Source organism: Palleronia salina, assembly GCF_900141995.1.
GTDB classification, from domain to species: Bacteria; Pseudomonadota; Alphaproteobacteria; order Rhodobacterales; family Rhodobacteraceae; genus Palleronia; species Palleronia salina.
In genome coordinates, this window is the sequence record NZ_FQZA01000020.1 from 13,244 (window position 1) to 29,533 (window position 16,290).

Annotated in this window: 10 protein-coding genes, 1 pseudogene and 1 other annotated feature; of the genes and pseudogenes, 9 read left to right on the forward strand and 2 right to left on the reverse strand. The window is 60.1% G+C overall.

The window, feature by feature from the left end; genetic code table 11:
• Nucleotides 1–75: 75 nt before the first annotated feature.
• From BUB76_RS16775 to BUB76_RS16810, 9 genes are all read left to right on the forward strand, one after another.
• A complete protein-coding gene (locus BUB76_RS16775) occupies nucleotides 76–3,558 on the forward strand; it encodes a primase-helicase family protein (RefSeq protein WP_139250916.1) in 3,483 nt (1,160 codons plus the stop codon).
• A 723-nt stretch (nucleotides 3,559–4,281) separates the two neighbouring features.
• Nucleotides 4,282–4,635 carry an ADP-ribosylation/crystallin J1 gene (locus tag BUB76_RS16780; RefSeq protein WP_073130494.1) on the forward strand — a complete coding sequence of 118 codons (354 nt, stop codon included), beginning with the start codon at nucleotides 4,282–4,284 and terminating at the stop codon, nucleotides 4,633–4,635.
• Nucleotides 4,636–5,586: 951 nt separating this feature from the next.
• The gene (locus BUB76_RS16785) at nucleotides 5,587–6,252 is read left to right on the forward strand and encodes a recombinase family protein (RefSeq protein WP_073130498.1); all 666 of its coding nucleotides are present in this window, start codon (nucleotides 5,587–5,589) and stop codon (nucleotides 6,250–6,252) included.
• A 732-nt stretch (nucleotides 6,253–6,984) separates the two neighbouring features.
• Entirely contained in the window at nucleotides 6,985–9,822 is a 2,838-nt protein-coding gene (locus BUB76_RS16790; RefSeq protein ID WP_073130501.1) for a phage tail length tape measure family protein, read from the forward strand.
• Nucleotides 9,819–9,950, forward strand: a complete 132-nt coding sequence (locus tag BUB76_RS18285) for a hypothetical protein (protein WP_269085831.1) — start codon at nucleotides 9,819–9,821, stop codon at nucleotides 9,948–9,950. Before BUB76_RS16790 ends, BUB76_RS18285 begins: the two co-directional genes overlap by 4 nt.
• A gap of 181 nt (nucleotides 9,951–10,131) precedes the next feature.
• Nucleotides 10,132–10,698, forward strand: a complete 567-nt coding sequence (locus BUB76_RS16795) for a Panacea domain-containing protein (RefSeq protein ID WP_084140733.1) — start codon at nucleotides 10,132–10,134, stop codon at nucleotides 10,696–10,698.
• Between the two features lie 977 nt (nucleotides 10,699–11,675).
• Nucleotides 11,676–11,735: a sequence feature (sul1 is cis-regulatory element that is thought to sense ions involved in sulfur or methionine metabolism; They are found in Alphaproteobacteria), on the forward strand.
• A 68-nt stretch (nucleotides 11,736–11,803) separates the two neighbouring features.
• Nucleotides 11,804–13,285: a SulP family inorganic anion transporter gene (locus BUB76_RS16800; RefSeq protein ID WP_073130508.1), complete on the forward strand. Its 1,482-nt coding sequence runs from the start codon at nucleotides 11,804–11,806 to the stop codon at nucleotides 13,283–13,285.
• A 14-nt stretch (nucleotides 13,286–13,299) separates the two neighbouring features.
• Entirely contained in the window at nucleotides 13,300–14,151 is an 852-nt protein-coding gene (locus BUB76_RS16805; RefSeq protein ID WP_073130511.1) for a universal stress protein, read from the forward strand.
• A 107-nt stretch (nucleotides 14,152–14,258) separates the two neighbouring features.
• A complete protein-coding gene (locus BUB76_RS16810) occupies nucleotides 14,259–14,732 on the forward strand; it encodes a pentapeptide repeat-containing protein (protein ID WP_084140734.1) in 474 nt (157 codons plus the stop codon).
• A 58-nt stretch (nucleotides 14,733–14,790) separates the two neighbouring features.
• On the opposite strand, the pseudogene BUB76_RS17440 reads toward BUB76_RS16810, so the two are convergent.
• Both BUB76_RS17440 and BUB76_RS16825 read right to left on the reverse strand, forming a co-directional pair.
• Nucleotides 14,791–15,569, reverse strand: a pseudogene (locus BUB76_RS17440) (IS5 family transposase).
• Nucleotides 15,570–15,774: 205 nt separating this feature from the next.
• The coding region (locus BUB76_RS16825; protein WP_175550336.1) for an L-lactate permease at nucleotides 15,775–16,290 on the reverse strand (516 nt) is incomplete at its 5' end.

Below are 16,290 nucleotides of genomic sequence, written 5' to 3' on the forward strand. Positions count from 1 at the left end.
AAAGTTCTGTCATAGACGAAGAAGAAAGACCCCGGTCCGCGCCAACGAACCGGGGCCTGAATCAAGGATGTCGAAGTGGCATTCAACGGTTCAGATCATACCAGAGATACGCGAATAATCAAGGAGATAAGCGAAGTGGCAACGAACGAACAAGCTCCCGACTGGGAAGCAATCGACGGCGCGTTCGACGACGATCAGATGACCGACACAAAGCTGATCGAGATGGTCATAAACGGCGAGGTTGCTGCAGGGCACACTGACTCTGACACACCGCATCCGGAAGCGCTGCGGGTTCTGACGGGTTGGAATGAAGCAGAAGCCGCTGAGAAAACCGGTCTCGATTGGATCGCGCTGCGCCGCGAGCGCTGGGACCTGACCAATGTCGTGGACCTGTCGGACGCTTGGGGGCGCGAGCAGAAGACAAATGCACCCGAGGAAGAGGTACCCGCGAATGACGGCGTAGACGCTGGACCGCTCTACCTGAACCACGCGATCTTGCGCGGCGAAGACCATCCTGACCTTCAGGCGGTGCTGGATCGTCCAGCACGGATGATGACGGGGGCGGTGTGGTCGGAGGCCGGGAAACGTCCGCCGAAGGGCAAGCGCAACACTCAAGACGGTGAGTGGGAAGTCGAAGAGCGCACCCTTGAAGGCTGGATCGAAGACCTCGCGTGCCACCCCGTGTCAGGCAGCAAGTACGGCCCCGCGATTGTCTTCGGCGAGGGGGTGGAAGGCACACGCAAGAACGAGGCCATGAAATCGGTCGAAGGGATCGGGTTGGATATCGATGCTGGGCACACCCGGCAGGAGGTCATCGCCCGTATCGAAGGACTGGGCCTGTTCGCTATTGAATACACGTCGCACTCGCACGGCAGGACCGAATCCAGCGTCAAGCTTAAGACGGTCCAGAGTAAGCTCTCCCTGACCGGGGAGCCTACTGACGACCACCTCCGGACATATCTCCGCGACCATGCGAAGGACGTGTACTCCGAGGAGTACTTGGCCAGTGTGAAGATCGTCGATCCCCGCAAGATGACCGGGGACGGGACGCTTGTGGTCTACTCGCACCTTCCCGCCGAGAAGTTTCGCGTCTTCGTGCCCTTCCGCGAACGGTTGATGCTCAGTGACCTCGACCCGAACCCTGAGAAGGCGCTCAAGGTCTGGGAAGACTTGGTGACCGGCTTCGCTCGCAACATGCTGGGTGTGCACTTCGATACTAGCTGCACAGATGCCAGCCGCCTCTACTTCACCCCACGCCATCGCAAGGACGCGCCCTACGGCGCAACAATCATTCAGGGACGCCCTCTGTCCCACGATGAAATTCGACCCATGTCGAAGGCGCTCTACACGAAGAACCGAAAGGCAAACGCTTTCGAGATGGCGGGAGGTGAGTACGAGCGTGATCGCCCACCGATGGCGTTTACGCCGTCCGGTAAGTCGCTGAACGACTGGCATCGAAGCTTCGGTCAGAGGTTCATGGCCGCCGACCTCATAGAGATTTACTGCGAAGACCGCGTCCGGGGCAAGCCGGCTGGGGGTAAGGTGGAGATCGCATGTCCATTCGAACACGAGCACAGCTCCGAGGGTGGCACCGCGTGTATGGCGGTAAATTGCGTCGACTCGCCCCACGAGTGGTGGACGGTTTCGTGCCGTCACGACGCCTGTCAGGGGCGACACAAGCTAGAGCATCTCCAAGAGATGTTGAACGCGGGGTGGTTCGACGAGGGCCTACTGTTCGGCAACGATTTCATGCAGCCGGGCGAAGATGACGAGGAGGAAGAACCCGAAGACTTGGCGCGGCGGATTCTGCGCGAAAACCTCGTAGGCGACAGGATCGAAGACGGTGGCGAAGCTCAGGCTGTACAAGCGCTGAAGCAATTCGGACTAGACCAACCGAGCGCCGAGGAGATCGTACGGAGTGCGAAGGCAGAGGTGCTTGAACAGGTCGCGGCGCGGGCGGCAGACGCGGAGCGGGACCCTGTTGCGGAGGCGGAAGCTTCGCTCGACGCATCGAAATTCAGCCCGGCGCGGGTCTTGGCGCCACTGCACGATGAGGCGCTGGTCGATGAACGCGGCTATCTCGTGAAGCCTGAGGTCAGACCCGAAGTTTACAGGCGCCACAAGATCGACCCAGCCTTCGACGGCGCTCAGGCTCAAATGGTGACGCTCCTCCAAGAGCAAATGCGAGACGCAATGACGGGTCGCTTCTCGTATGTCGTGCTCGACGGGGAGGCCAAGGTCGCTGTGCCGCAGGGGCGCGGCGAGAACTTCCTTCTCTGGAAGGACTCCACCTTGGCGAAGCTGTATATCAACCGCGCCGTGAGCTATGAGGTCACCGGCCCAAAAGGGCGCGTGAAGACCCACAAGATCAAGCCAGACGAAATTTTCCTCTACGCGCGCCAGCGACAGACTTTTGCCAGCACCTGCTTCGAACCTGATCCGGTCAAGGCCGCTGACGCGGCCCGGCGCGATATCTTCAATCTGTGGACCGGCTTCCGCGCCCAGCCCCGCGAAGGTGACTGGTCGAAGCTCCGCAACCATATCCGCGACAACCTGTGCAGCGGCAACAAGAAACACTTCAACTTCGTGATGACGTGGCTGGCCTCGACCTTCGCCCGGCCCGGCGTGAAGGTACCTTCGTCGCTGGTCATCATCGGCGAACAGGGCACCGGAAAGAGCAAGGTCTTCGATTGGGTGCGCGAGGCTATCGGCGCGGCGGCACTGAAGGTCAGCGCGGGCAAGCATTTGACCGGGAACTTCAATGCGCACCTCGACGGAAAGATCTTCCTGACCTGCGAGGAAGCGTTCTGGGGCGGCGACAAGCAAGCGGCAGGTGTGATGAAGGACATCGTCAGCTCCGACACCCTTCAGATCGAAGGCAAATTCGAGAAGCTGGTCACCCGGCCCAACTACCTCAACACGGTCTTCATCTCGAACAACTCGTGGGTGGTCCCGGTGGACGGCGAAGATGCCCGGCGGTTCTTCGTCCTCGAATGTTCGAACGCCCGTAAGAAGGATGCAGTGTTCTTCGGCGAGATTGACGACCAGATGCGCCGGGGCGGAATGGAGGCCATGGTGCATGAGTTGATGCACTGGAACCCCGCGACGGTGGACTTGACGTGGCACGACCTCCGCAATCCGCCGGTTACTGAGGCCCTGCGTCAGCAGGCGGGCATGGGGCTTGAAGGCGCTGAAGAGCGGATCGTCGTCGCCGTGGAAATGGGCGAACTGGGTGGGCGGACAGCCGATGGCGATGCCTTCCACTACACGCTTAGCGAAACGGAACCGACCAGAGTCGCTAAGGTGCACGCCGCTGCGTACATGCAGCCGAACAACACACGCGGCAACCTCGCCGGAGAGGCGAAGAAAGCGGTGACAACGTTCCTTGGCGAAGGCGCCGACAGTGGCGACAACAAGGACGTGATCCGCTATCGTGGTGAGATCAAGTCGGGCGAAGATAGCCGTGTGGACAAGACCACGGAAGACCGTGTGCGGTACATCACCTTCCCGCCACTGTCGGAGGTTCGCCCCAAGCTTGCAGCCTACGGGCGGGGCTGACCCAGAAATGGGCGTTCTGACCCAGAAGTTTATTTTTCTGGGTCAGGGCGGAGTGAGCGCAAGTATTTGATTTTCAACGATATTATTCGCTCTGACCCAGAAGACCCAGTTGACCCAGAAATTTTCAACTTCTCGGCGTGAGAGTGGACAAACAGCCGCCGCGCCCGCTTCTGCTATTTCCACTTTTCACCTCTACTAAGTTAAAAATTTCTGGGTCATCTGGGTCAAGAGCCGTTTTCGCCATGAAAATAAGGGGTTTTGGCTGACCCAGAAATGAAAAATTTCTGGGTCAGTTCTGGGTCAGACTGGCCATTTCTGGGTCAGAGCCGCTTCAGGACCGACGGGAAGGGATCGCGCGCGACGTCCATGTATGTGACCGTACCGGGGCGCCTGCTGACGCAGTCCATCCCGCCAGACCTCACCCCCTCACCATATTCCCCGACACTCAGCGCCCACGCGCTCGGCTCCGGTCTGCGCACGGCTGCGGCTTGGCGGGATGGGACAGCGGCGGGTCGGGAATAGCTTTGCCTCACCCCCGATCACGGAAAAGCGCGGTATCCGCAAAGTGTGTTGGTTCGCTTCGCCTTGACCTGAAGGGGCGAATGGCAGGGATGGCCCCCGTTGATCTCGTCCGCACATGGTAGACCCGATGGCGAGGTTCACTTCGAACCAAGAGCGGACCACAACTTGAAGTTTTCGACATGCTCCTGCTAAAAGAGATTCATGGGAAATGATTTCGGCACAGTAACACTATGGCGGCCTGTCGGTCCTGAAGAACTCAGGCTTATCGAGCAATCGGGCATGAAAGCCTTCCCTCCTCGACTGCCCGAACAACCAATTTTCTATCCGGTTCTTACGGAAGAATACGCAATAAAGATCGCCCGAGACTGGAATGTCAAAGCTAGCGGTTCTGGATATGTGACTAAATTCGACGTTCAGAAGTCCTTCCTTGATGGCTACGCGATTCAGGAAGCCGGAGGACGTGAGCATTTGGAGTATTGGATACCGGCTGAGGAAATGACCGCGTTCAATGACGCGATAGTCGGCCCTATCGAGGTGACGAAACGGTATCCTTGACTATTCGAAAGCCCAACCCTTTCCGCATAACTGATCAAAACGCCCTGCGGACACCCCCAAGAAAATTGGCCGGACCAGAGACCCGCCCGACCCTCATCATGGAAAATAAGACAACAACTGCGGTAATTGCTACGCTCCCTGAGTACCCTGCGCGTGTCCCGCCTTACAACCTATACAATTGGTCAGGGTGCGAGGACTACCGTTTAGCGGGCCTGCGTCAGCAGGCCAAACTTTCTCCAATCAGGGAACCTCGCCGCCACCCGCCAGCAAGAAGCCAACCACCGCGCAGGCTATGATGGCCAGCACTGATAGCTGAAGGCGCAACGCGGCCTTATGATTTGGGCTGTCTCGATTGAAGAGGTCGTATATATTTAATCCACGCCCTAATCCGCCCAGCCCACGGACATACAGAATAAAGAACGCGATCAGTGCGATACCGATCAAAACGTTGCCTAATAATTCCACGAGACTGTACCGTTTATCCAGTTTCGGTGAGCCTGTCCCGGATCTCGGGGATGCGCAAGACGGCTAACCATCCGCCTCCAAGTCCCCATGATGCGGATCAACATCGCTGTTCCAAGCCCTGCGCATATCGATGCACCGACACCCACACCGACTGCACCTCGCCCGCGCCAGAACCTGCGCGCGAGACAGGGACAGAACCCACTCCCCCCTAACCTCGCCGACATGGCCACACATGCAGAACAAATAAAGAACATTGACCATGCGTCGGATGTACGACACCCGGCGCGACGATCAAGAAAAAGTGCCGCGTAGCGGCAGGCGACGGACCACGCTGCAACATTTAGGTCCGATTCGGACCCATTCTGAAGGCTCTGAACCGACCCGAAATTTTCTGCGTATCCTATTGATTTGAATCGCGAATCATGCTGGCACCGCGTATAAAGTGACCTAACGGACGTTAGGCCATTTTGTACAAGAGCGGGAATTATGAAGATCGTCAGCTATATCCGTGTCTCGACCGCCCAGCAGGGTTCCAGCGGTCTTGGACTGGAAGCCCAGACCGCCGCTATCGACGCCTACACTGCCGCCCACGGCGCCGAGACGGTGGGGGCGTTCATCGAAATCGAGAGCGGCAAGAACAACAGCCGTCCCGAGCTGCAAAAGGCCATCAAGGCGGCGCGCATCTGTGGTGCCCGGCTGGTGATCGCCAAGCTCGACCGTCTGAGCCGGTCGGCTTCGTTCCTCTTGAACCTGCGCGATGCAGGGGTCGATTTCGTCGCCGTGGATATGCCGGATGCCAACGCAATGACGGTCGGAATCATGGCAATCGTCGCCGAAAACGAAGCAAAAGCCATCTCAGACCGCACGAAACAGGCCCTACAGGCCGCAAAGGCGCGTGGGACGGCGCTCGGCAACCCGAACGGGGCTGACGCCCTCAGGCGCGCTCGTAAGGGCAATGGAGCATCCGTCGCGGTGACGAAGCAGCGGGCTGACGCCCGCGCCCATGACCTTGCGGACGTGCTGGAAGCCATCGGCCCCGGCTCACTGCGATACATCGCCGCCGAACTCAATCGCCGTGGTATCAAGACCGCACGCGGCGGCAAGTGGCATGCTACCAGCGTGAAGAACCTGCAGGCTCGGCTACCCGCCTGAGACGCCCGTGGAGGCCTGTTGACGCAGGCACGCAGCATACCACCACATGACCGCGTTAGCGGTCGTTATCGCGCCCCTGACAGCCCCTCCGACACACCATCGTCCCGACCTCCTGACACAGACGATTTGCTGTGTTGCCAGTGGCGGTGAAGGCCCTCGCCAATGGGCCAATTTGACCGGATTCTGGCCTACAACCTCTCCGCCATGACCACCGCCGATCCGGGCCTGTCGGAGAAAGGTCAGCTTAACGCCTTGTCCGTCGCCGCGTGAGTGGGAATCATTATTGTATTTCAATAATTTAGGGGGACCCGTCCGGGGTATACCCATGGGGGCGGGTCACGCGGGTGGTCGCCTCCTACATGCGCTGCAGCAACCTGCCAAAATCACCATAACGAATTAATTAGATTCAGCCGACACAGAACAAAGATTCCTGATTGGTACACATTGAGGACTCATTCCTTACAACATCGGGGGACCCAGACCGATACCATCGTCAGGAAACCGAAAATCAAACTACCCTTAGAAAATTTCAATTTTTATGCAGAATTGACCGTAAAAGTTGAGGTCCATTTTTACCAAACGCTAGGTAGTATCCTAAACCTGTGATATGGTAAATTAGATCGTACGGTGTTGCCATCCCGTGCGATCTTCCCTTGAACGCGCATCGCCCCGATTGCCCTCATTGCGGGCGATGCGCGTATTTTTCCACCCTACGCCATCCGAGGAATTGTCGTGAGCCACGAAAACCATGAATTGCGTCTCAAGATTAATGCGGGTCACGCGCGGCGCGGCTCTCGGACCTTCGTCGGTGCCGTGGAGGCTATGAAAAGGGCCGTGCAAAGTCTCGACCGTGAAGCAGATGGCGCTTTCAAGAAACTGAAGGCCCCGGCGAAGCTATCGGTCGATACACGCGGCGTGACCGCCGCCACCAAGGAATTCACCGCACTCGACCGCCGGGTACAGTCATGGGGCAAGGCAACGGCTTCTGCACATCTGGCGGCGCAGAACGCCATGCGCGTCTCCATGGACCAAACCACGCGCTTGAACGAGCGCATGCACGAACTTGGGGACGTGCGAGGCCTGAAGACGCTCAACAGCGAACTGGACCGCCTAAAGGGCCGTCTCGCCGGGGCCTCGACCGGTCTGCAAGTTCGTCAGGCTCGCGCCGACTTCAGCGACGTCGCATCGGCGATGAAAAGGCGCACTAATGCCATGTACGAGGAAGGCCGGGCCGCACGCCGTGCCGCTGCCGGGGCACAGGAACACGCCACCGAACTCGACCAGCTCCGTGCCAAGTACAACCCCCTGTACGCGGCCAGCAAGACCTATGAACAGAGTCTGCAGGAGATCGCCCGCGCGGAACGTGAGGGCGTGCTGACTTCGCAGATGGCCACGGACGCGCGCCAACGTGCTGCCCAGACCCTTGCCGCCGCCTCGGGTCAAATGGACCGTTACGGACAGACCATGGGCCGCACCGGCTACCAAGCCCAGAACGCCGCATTCCAGCTTCAGGACGTCTTCGTGACCGCCGAGATGGGCCAGAACCCCATGCGGATTGCCTTGCAGCAGGGTTCGCAGCTTTCAATGGTGCTGAATGATATGTCCCGTGATGCAGGCGGGACCCGTGGCGCCATGGCAGGTCTCGCCGCCGCCGCGACGTCCATGGTCAACCCCATCAGCCTCGCAACCCTCGGCACCGTGGCGGGCGGCGCGGCCCTGATCCAATGGGCAAGTTCAGCCCTCACCGCAGAGGGTGACGCTGCCACGTTCGCCGACCGCCTCGATAGTCTCAAAACGCTACAATCTGACTTGGACGCCGTTACCGACACGCTGACCATGTCAACCAGCGAACTGGCGGCGAAGTACGGCGAGGCGGCTATCAAAGTGCGAGAGTTCGCCACCCTTCAGGCGCAGCTCCGCATCACTGAGGCGAACGCGGCACTGAGGGAACAAGCCACCACCCTCGCCGATGCTGCCAGCGCCTACACGGTCGCGACCAATGCGGGCCGCGACTACCAGAACACGCTCGACCGCATCCAGCGCGATCTAGGCGTGACCTCCGCAGAGGCCCGCACGTTCGAAACCCTCCTAGGCGACCTTGCTGCCGCTCGGGGTCCAGAGGAAATCGGCAACGCCCTTCAGGACGTCCAGCGATTCCTTCGCGAGGCCGGTGTTGCGGCGTCAGACCTCCCGCCGGAACTGGCCTCCGCGCTGGACGAAACCATTGACCTTCACGCCGAGACCCGCGCGGCCCAGAAGGCGGCGGATGACCTCGCCGGAGCGGCTGGCACTATCGCTCCCGCCCTTGATCCGGCGGTGACCACGGCAGCGGCTCTAAAGGCCGAACTGGCGCAGGCCTTGGCGCTGCACAACCAACTCGCGAACGCTGAATCCAAGCAGTACTCCGGTCGCGGCGGTGACCCACGCCGGATGAACGACAGTTACGAGTCGTCCCTCGATTACACGCCTGTAGATCAACTGATTAAAGATCTAACCCCGAAGCCCCGTCGCGGCGGCGGCGGCGGTGGTGGGTCTCGGTCGCGCGCCCTGTCGGACGAGGCCCGCGCAGTCCGCGATCTCAACGATTCCATCACGGAACGCCTGACCAGTCTTCAGGATGAGGCGGCAGCGCTCGACATGGTGCGGGCGGGGCGGTTCGCCAGCATGGAAGCCGCACAACTCTACACCGAAGCGCAGCGGGCGGGCATCGCAGTAGACCGGGGCCGTACCGCCGAAATGCTGGCCCAGATCGACGCCCTAGCCCTTCTGCGAGAAGCCGCGTCCGCCGACCCCCTTCAGAACTACTTGGACGGTCTGCCGTCGATCACCGAAGCCATCCAAGATGCGAAGGCCACCATCGCCAAGTCCGCCGAGGATGGCCTGACGGACGTCCTGTCGGGCGAGTTCGACCCCGAGAAACTGGCCCAGAACCTACGTCGCGCGTTCGCCCGTAGCGCCGCGCAGGCCATCCTAGGCCAGCTTGCACCCGGCCTGTCACAGGGCGTTGGCGGCGGGGTCGTGCGTGGGTCCCAGCAGGGCGCGCAAATCATGCAGGCCAGCATCGCTGCAGGTGGTCAACAGGCTGCAGCCGCCATTCGCGCGTCCCTGACCGGCGCGCAGATCCCTGCCATGGGCGCCCCGACGCCAACCGGTGGCGGGGGCATCGGGTCCTTCCTTGGCCCGATCCTCGGGATGTTCGGCGGGTTCAAAGAAGGTGGAATCGCTGGCCAGCCCGTGACCCAGCACGCCGCGCCGATCAGCGCTTTCGCCAATGCGCCGCACTTCGCCGAGGGCGGTGTAACCGGGGGCGGGATTCCGTCGATCTTGCATCCCAATGAAGCCGTGATCCCCCTATCCCGAGGACGCAAGGTCCCTGTCGAGATGAACGGCGCAGGCGGCGGCGGACACGTTACCGTGGAAGGCTCGACAGTCACCGTCAACGTAGAGGGTGACGCCAGCGAAGAGGATGCAGGCCGCATCGCCGAGACCGTCCGCGACCAGTTCGACGCGCTCATCACACGCCGGGTCTCGGAGGCGTTCGAATACGGCGGGCTGGGAAACCCACGATGACCAAGAATATCGTCGTGAAGATCGGCGCCACACCCGACCGGGTATCGGTGGCTACCGTGATCGGCAGGGCTACCAAGGTTGTGATCCGAGGCGACAAGCGAGACCCTGTGGCCCCAGATCGCCGCTGACGCGCCCCGTCGCCATCAAAGGTAACTCTTCACCCGTAGCGGTGCGCTGGTCTAGGGACCATCCCCGCTGACACACACCGAGGTGAGTCATTAATGAGACTAGCCCCGATCACGTTTTGTGAACTGGATTGTGGAAAAGTCGATAGGCAACTACATGTTGCGCATAAGGGAACCACACAACATGTCTTACGATCCGCGTAAAGCAGCGCAAACCATAGCCTATCTTGCCGTGAAGAACGGCAGAAACCCCTTGAACATTCTCAAGGCGGTTAAGCTTGTGTACCTTGCTGACCGCGAAAGCATCGCCCGTCACGGGTTCCCGATCCAAGACGAGGATCATTACTCCCTCCCCCACGGCCCAGTGAACACCACGACCTACGACCACATACAAGGCGTTGTTGATCCTGCGCAGGCGGCAGGTTGGACCGAGTTTCTAACGGATCGCGCACTTCACCGGGTCGGCCTGAAGGATCGCAACATTGATCCCGATGATCTGGACGAGTTGTCCGAAGCGGATGTGGCGGTGCTGGATGACATCTGGGATCGGTTTGGATCGATGAACCAATGGGCACTTCGCGATTGGACCCATGATCCCAAGAACGTGCCGGAGTGGGAAGATCCGAACGGGTCTTCGCGCCCCATCGCGCTGCGCCGCATGATGGAGGTGCTTGGCGTCGAGAATGCTGTCGAGCAAGAAGAAGCCGTGCTTGAGCATCGTCGGTCGCGTAATTTCCTTAAAGCGCTCTGAGGTTCCGTGCCGGTCTATGAGCGGGCGACACTATTGGTGCCGTCTGGAACATTCCATGCTCCCGACAAAAAGCACCTACACATCGTATGTTGTGAACCGAACGACTCCGGGGATGTCGTTCTCGTTAGCATAGCTTCCTATACTAACGATTTATGTGACCAGACTTGCATTCTCGAACCCCATGATCACGGGTTCATCAGACATCGGTCTTACGTTCTGTATCGCAAGGCCGACATCTTTTCCGCCCAAGCACTGACAACCGGCGTTGAGGACGGATCGATCATTGTCCGTGATGATTTGAACGCGCAGGTATTTCTACGTGTTCGAAACGGCATCTGCGCCTCTCCTCAGACCAAGAGGAAGGTGAAGCGGTTCATGGGCTGTTGAGCGATCACACCTGACCGAAGCAAGAAATTCTTACCTCACCGCCCCTTCATGACAGAATGGCTTACCCGTTAACATGGCAAAAACATGGCAAGGGGATGAGGCAAAAAACAGATAAACCACCGCCAAGAAACAGAAATCACCCACACAAACGCGAGCATTGAAAATCCTCGTGTCGGTGGTTCGATTCCGCCCCCGGGCACCAGTTATCAAATAGAAAATCGTTTTTGGTGTCGGTGGTGTCTCGCTTGCAGGGGGACATTAATGTCCGATCATATCATACGGTCCGTTTCCCGGTGATCGTCAGCCCAGTCGGCGGCCTAGACCGTCTTAAACAATCGATACGGTTCGAACGCGAGTGGCGGCGCCGCGGCCGATGGCGACGCTTCGGCGATGGCTCCCACGGTGAAGGCTTGCGACACCGGAGCGCCCCCAGCCCGGCATAATACAAGCTTTGGCCCCGGAGCGCGGGTCACCGGGCTCTCGATGGCGGTCTCATACGGCTTCTCTGTCGCCCGGATGCTGCCGGCAGAGCTGTCTCGGCCTTCTACACTTGTTATTCGCGGCGCGCCGCAGTATCGGCTGTCCAATCATCTGGACCTGGGGTGCAATCCCCCGGGTGGCTCTCCCGGCCGCCGATCCGCCGGGCCAACCAAGACAATCTACAGATAGATGGCCGGTGCGGCAAACGCCGCGCAGGTTCGGAACGGAATATTCAACGATGAACATCGATACCTACCGACGCCAGTGGCTCGGTAATGTTCGCGGCGACTTGCTATCAGGTCTGGTCGTCGCGCTTGCTCTCATTCCAGAAGCGATCGCGTTCTCGATCATTGCCGGGGTCGACCCCAAGGTTGGGCTATACGCTTCGTTCTCGATTGCCGTCATTACCGCAATCGCCGGCGGTCGGCCGGGCATGATCTCGGCGGCGACCGCAGCGACCGCTGTCCTGATGGTCACGCTGGTCGCCGATCATGGACTCGAATACCTGCTGGCGACGACTGTGCTAGCGGGACTTATTCAGGTAGCCGCTGGGTTCGCCCGGCTCGGAAACCTGATGCGCTTCGTCTCGCGGTCGGTGATGACGGGCTTCGTCAACGCCCTGGCGATCCTGATCTTCATGTCGCAGATCCCCGAGCTCGTGGGCGTGCCATGGCTAACTTACCCGCTGGTCGCCGCAGGCCTCGCGATCATCTACTTGCTACCCTACGTGACCACCGCCGTGCCATCGCCTCTGGTCACGATCATCTTGCTGACCATCCTTGTCATGGCAATGGGGTGGGACGTGCGCACGGTCGGCGACATGGGCGCTCTACCCGACACGTTGCCGGTATTCCTGATCCCCGACATTCCGCTCAATCTTGAGACGCTGGGCATTATCCTGCCCTACGCGGTAGCGGTGGCCGTTGTCGGTCTTCTGGAAAGCCTGATGACCGAGAATATCGTCGACGATCTGACTGATACGAAGTCCGATCGCAACCAGGAGTGCGTGGGCCAAGGTCTTGCCAATACCGCGACGGGCTTCATCGGCGGCATGGCGGGGTGCGCGATGATCGGGCAGTCGATCATCAACATCAAATCGGGCGGTCGGGGACGACTGTCCTGTGCAGCGGCCGGTATCTACCTTCTTTTCATGGTGGTGGCGCTCGGCGATCTTGTCGCGCAGATTCCCATGGCCGCGCTGGTCGCGATCATGATCATGGTTTCGATCGGCACCTTCTCGTGGTCGTCGATCAAAGACCTGAAAACCCATCCGAGATCCTCTTCGATCGTCATGCTCGCGACCGTGGCGGTGGTCGTCTACACCCACAATCTTGCCATCGGCGTGCTGGTCGGCGTGCTGCTTTCAGGCTTATTCTTCGCCGCCAAGATCTCGCAGCTGTTCGGTGTCACCTCTTCACTGTCGAAGGATGGCAGGGTCCGGACGTATCGCGTGGAGGGCCAGCTATTTTTCGCGTCGTCGGAGGAATTCATGGACGCCTTCGACTTCAAGGAGGCTGCCGAGCGCGTGGTGATCGACGTGAGCAACGCCCATATCTGGGACATCTCATCCGTTGCCGCGCTCGACATGGCCGTGCTCAAGTTCCGCAGGGACGGCTCGGAGGTCGAGATCGTCGGCATGAACGCAGCATCTGAAACCCTGGTCGACCGGCTTGCGATACACGACAAGCCCGGCGCCGTGGACAAACTGATCGCGCACTAAGAGAGGGAGACGTCATGACAGACAAGATCATCGCCTTGGTGGACGGCTCGACCTACTCAAGAAGTGTCTGCGACCATGCGGCCTGGATTGCAGGGCGTGGCGGCTACAGCGTTGAACTAATGCACGTTCTGGGCCGCCGCGAAGGCAGCGGCGGGTCCAACCTATCGGGCGCCATTGCCCTGGGTGCCCGGACCGCCCTTCTCAATGAACTGTCGGCGTTGGACGAGCAGCGCGCGAAGCTCGCAATTCACCGGGGACGCGCGATTCTTGAGGACGCAAAAGGGATCTTGGACGAGGCCAGTATCGAGGTCAGCGAGCACTTGCGACATGGCGATCTCGTCGAGGCGATCTCGGAGACCGAAAACCGCGCCGAAATGATCCTTGTCGGAAAACGTGGTGAGGCGGCCGATTTCGCGAAGGGCCACTTGGGCTCCAATCTGGATCGGGTCGTGCGCGTTGCTACAAAGCCGCTGTTCGTTGCCTCTCGCGCGTTTCGGCCGATCGAGAAGGTGCTGATCGCCTATGACGGCAGCGAGAGCGCCATGCGCGCGGTGGACTATACGGCACGCTCGGAAATCTATGCGGGTCTTTCCATCCGGATTGTCACGGTCGGTCCAGATACGGAGACCGCCAGAAAGCGCCTCGAGGACGCCGAAGCCATGCTGAAGGCCGCGGGACATGCCGTGGAATCCGCGATCCTGCCTGGGCAGCCGGAAGAAGCGCTCGGCACGCATATCGAGGACGAGGGCTTCGATCACCTAGTAATGGGCGCCTCCGGTCACTCTCGGCTACGCAAACTCTTTGTCGGATCGACGAGTCTCGAAATGATGCGCACGTGCAAGGTGCCCATCCTTCTGGTGCGCTAGGAATCCATCGCAGGCGGCGGCAGAGGATTCCGTCTCTCCGCTACCGTGCTCGAAGAAGGGGAACGTCGAGTGCGGGCCGTGGCAACCATCCAGAAAGAGGATCAAAAATGATCACATGCTTCAAAAGACAGCTCACCCGTTGGTCCGCGAGCGCGGGCTTCGCCGTGCTTCTCGCCACCCTTGCCTCCGCGCAGGAAAACGGTCCCGAGTCCGAGATACGCGCCCTAGGCGATTGCCAGAGCTGCGAAATCGAAGCGCAAGATTTGTCGGATCGGCGCCTCATGGGCATTGATCTTCGCGACGCAAGACTGTCCGGCACGCTTTTCAATCGCTCAGGTCTCAGCGTAGCGGTTTTCGATAACGCCGATCTGTCCGGCGTCAGCTTTGAAGACGCGGACCTGCGCGGTGCAAGTTTCGCCGATGCAACGCTTGCGGATGTGAATTTCACTGGGGCCGATCTGCGCGGCGCCGTTTTCGAGGGAGCGATCCTGGAGCGAACCGATCTTCAGTCAGCCTTGCTGTGCAATACGCAGATGCCCGACGACGAGATGGAAAACTCGGACTGCAACTCAGACGACTGAAAAGTCGAGACGGACGGTGATACCACCCGCGCAAATGGCGATTGGCTGCGCTTGTGAGCTAGGCTCCAGACTCATTGATTCGGAGCCACAACAAGACAGTTGCTGCGAGGGCGATTGCTGACAGGAAGACTTTGGGGCAGCGGTCATAGCGGGCGGCGACGCGGCGCCAGTCCTTCAGGCGCCCGAACATGATCTCGATCCTGTTTCGGCGCTTGTAGCGGCGTTTGTCGTATCGGACAGGCTTGTCGCGCGACTTCCGCACCGGGATGCAGGGGGTAATCCCCTTATCGATAAGGTCTTCGCGGAACCAGTCCGCATCATATCCCCGGTCTCCCAGCAGCCAGTCGGCCTATGGCAAACTATCCAACATTGCCCCGGCACCAGTGTAGTCGCTGACTTGGGCGGCGGTGATGAAGAAGCGGATCAGGCGCCCGATACTGTCGGAGACGGCGTGGAGCTTTGTGTTCATCCTGCCCTTCATCCGTCCAATCAGCCTGCCACGCCCCCCTTTTTCAACTGCAGGCTGGCAGCCGTGCGGTGAGCCTTGAGATAGGTCGCGTCGATCATGATTGTCCTCCGGTCCGAGCCCTCGCCCGCCAACCCTTCCACGATCCGGGCGAACACCCCCATGCCACTACACCGCTTCCACCGGTTGTAGAGCGTCTTTGGCGAACCATACTCGCTAGGAGCATCGCACCGGCGCAACCCATTGCGATTTATAAAGATTATGTCGCTCAAGACCCGTCTGTCATCGACACGGGGACGGCCATGGCTCTTTGGGAAATACGGACGGAGGCGCGCCATCTGCGCCTCAGCCAGCCAGAACAAGTTGCTCATGCGTGGTCTCCTTGCGGAGCCTGGATCACGAACAAAGCCGGCAATTAATGGGTCCTGAGCCTAGGCTTGGGTCCTTTGTGTGTGGGGGGGGGCGGAAAGGGGTCGCTCAACCCATGACATCGCGGATGCCGGTTCGAACCATTTGATCAACGCGCAGGCTGAGACCTTGGTCGGGCCCTGCAAACCAACCAGCGCCGTCATCAGCTCAGAGTGGTGGCCGAGCCACCTGCACCCAGCCGAACGCCAAGAGCCCGCCAATGGCGGCGTAGATAAGGCACGGCCTTAAGGTGCTTGCCAATGCCTCGCCTTCGCGTCCGATCAAACCCACCGTCGCGCTTCCGGCAATGATGTTGTGTGGCGCAACGATGTTGCCGATCGCTAATCCGAACCCATGAGCAGCCACCAGGATTGCGGGTGGCACGTCCACGCTGTGTGCGGTCGAGACCTGAAACTCAGTGAAGAGAATGTTCGAAGAAGTTGCGGAGCCCGTAATAAAGGTTCCAAGCACACCCACGTAGGGCGCCAGAAGCGGCCAGGCTTGCCCCACACCTGCTGCTGCCGCCGCGAGGCTGGCGATCATATCCGCATGGACCATGAGCCGAGAGAGCGCCAGCATGACCAGCAGGGCAACGGACACGGGAAAAAGGCGACGCATCGCTGCGGACACGGCTCCCGGCAGAAACCGTCCCCGCCCAGTGAACAGGGCGCTCAGAAACAGGGT

Bases quoted from the DNA above. Each gene is read 5' to 3' on its own strand.
- BUB76_RS16780 (WP_073130494.1), top strand. From the start codon at position 4,282: ATGGGAAATGATTTCGGCACAGTAACACTATGGCGGCCTGTCGGTCCT.
- BUB76_RS16785 (WP_073130498.1), top strand. From the start codon at position 5,587: ATGAAGATCGTCAGCTATATCCGTGTCTCGACCGCCCAGCAGGGTTCC.
- BUB76_RS18285 (WP_269085831.1), top strand. From the start codon at position 9,819: ATGACCAAGAATATCGTCGTGAAGATCGGCGCCACACCCGACCGGGTA.
- BUB76_RS16795 (WP_084140733.1), top strand. From the start codon at position 10,132: ATGTCTTACGATCCGCGTAAAGCAGCGCAAACCATAGCCTATCTTGCC.
- BUB76_RS16800 (WP_073130508.1), top strand. From the start codon at position 11,804: ATGAACATCGATACCTACCGACGCCAGTGGCTCGGTAATGTTCGCGGC.
- BUB76_RS16805 (WP_073130511.1), top strand. From the start codon at position 13,300: ATGACAGACAAGATCATCGCCTTGGTGGACGGCTCGACCTACTCAAGA.
- BUB76_RS16810 (WP_084140734.1), top strand. From the start codon at position 14,259: ATGATCACATGCTTCAAAAGACAGCTCACCCGTTGGTCCGCGAGCGCG.